General features: G+C 64.4%; 2 protein-coding genes. One reads left to right on the top strand and one right to left on the bottom strand.

Going from position 1 to position 1,792, the window contains the following annotated elements:
* Window positions 1–146: 146 nt before the first annotated feature.
* Complete coding sequence (locus tag WB402_RS11315) at window positions 147–269, bottom strand: hypothetical protein (RefSeq protein ID WP_424207911.1); 123 nt, start codon at window positions 267–269, stop codon at window positions 147–149.
* A gap of 142 nt (window positions 270–411) precedes the next feature.
* On the opposite strand from WB402_RS11315, the gene istA reads away from it, so the two are divergent.
* Window positions 412–1,792 (top strand): IS21 family transposase (gene istA, locus WB402_RS11310; RefSeq protein ID WP_424207909.1); only part of this gene is annotated, 1,381 nt, incomplete at its 3' end.

Below are 1,792 nucleotides of genomic sequence, written 5' to 3'. Positions count from 1 at the left end.
ATAAAGAACACTGTCAACGCCCACCGTCTTTTCGCCATGTCATAACTCCTTCTTCGAATACGTTCCGGCAAGCATTCCGGTTCTCTTTCCCGCTAACGTAAAAGGGTTTTTCCGTCATCCGGCGGCGTGGACTGTAAGAGACCGGGCTATAAGACCGCGGTGAGTTCACCGAAACTGACCGCGATGAGTTCGGCCATGCTGACCACGGCGAGATCGGCCAAACTGACCACGGCTGGCTCGGCGAAACTGACCACATAGAGATCGGCCAAGCTGACCACAATTCAGCTCGGCCAAACTGACCGCGAGCGGGTGGGGGCGCACCCCGGCTCGGTCGCAACGGCGGAGGTGTATCTGCGATCCTTCGGAGATTTCGTGTCACAGGAGGACGCAGTGAGTCAGACGAGAACGGAGATGGACCAGTTACAGGAGTTGGTGCGCTTGCACCGAATGGGAACGGGGTGTCGAGAGGTTGCCCGGCTGTTGGGGATCAGCCCGAACACCGAACGGCAGTACCGGGAGATCCTCGCCGACGAGGGCCTGTTGGCGGGAGCGGCCGATGCGCTGCCCGAGCTCGCGGAGCTGCGGGCGGCAGTGGCCAAGCACGTGGGGGAGAAACGGACGCCGCAGCAGACCTCGTCGGTCGAGCGCTGGAGCGAGACGGTGCAAGCCATGATGGCCAAGGAGGCGACCCCGCAAGCGATCTACGATTGTTTGCGCTTGGAGCACAAGGAGTTCGCCGGCAGCCTGTCGGCGATCAAGCGCCTGTACGCGCGGCTGCGCGGTGATACGCCGGTCGAAGCCACGGACATCGCCATCCCCGTGGTCAGCGCGCCGGGCGAGATTGCACAGGTCGACTTCGGCTACGTCGGCAAACTCTACGATCCCGCGCACGGCGTGCTGCGTAAGGCGTGGGTGTTTGTGATGGTGCTGACCTATAGCCGCCACCTGTTCGCGCGCGTGGTCTTCGACCAGCGCGTGCCGACCTGGATGGCGCTGCACGTTGAGGCCTTCGCACACTTCGGTGGCGTGGTCGCGACCGTGGTCCCCGACAATCTCAAAGCCGCGGTGGTGCGCGCGGCGTTCGGTTTCGCCGAGCAGCCGGCGCTCAATCGCAGCTACCGTGAGCTGGCCCGCCACTACGGCTTCAAGATCGATCCGGCGCCGCCGTACAGCCCAGAAAAGAAAGGTGCGGTGGAGTCTGGCGTGAAATATGTGAAGCGAAATTTCTTTGCCCCGCGGGACTTCGCCGACATCCACGACGCTAATCGCCGTCTGGACGCGTGGACCGCAGAGATCGCCGGGCAGCGGCTGCACGGCACTACCCACCAACGGCCCCTCGAGCGGTTCGAGATCGAGCGCGCACACCTGCGGGCCCTGCCGCCCACGCCCTTCGAGTGCGTGCAGTGGAAGCCGGTCACGGTGCACACCGACTCACAGATCGAGTTCGAGCGGCGGCTGTATCCGGTGCCGTGGCGGCTCATGGGGAAGCGGGTGTGGGTGCAAGCCACGCCGAAGACCATTGCGGTGTACTGGGAGGACACCCGCGTGGCCACTCACCAGCGCAACAAGCCCGTTCCGCCCGAGGTCTACGATCAGTACTTACCCGATCACCGTAGCCCGTTGCGCTATCGCAGCCAGAGCTTCTGGATCGACCGGGCCGAGCGCCTAGGCGACGACGTCGTGGCCTACGTGCGCGAGGTCTTCGGCTGCGACGACGTGCTCAGTCAGCTGCGCACCGTGCAGGCGGTGGTCACGCACCTCGAGACGTTTCCCCGTGAGCGCGCCCAAGCCG

Source organism: Sulfuricaulis sp. (assembly GCF_049587675.1).
Classification (GTDB): Bacteria; Pseudomonadota; Gammaproteobacteria; order Acidiferrobacterales; family Sulfurifustaceae; genus Sulfuricaulis.
This window is presented reverse-complemented; position numbering and strand designations above follow the sequence as displayed.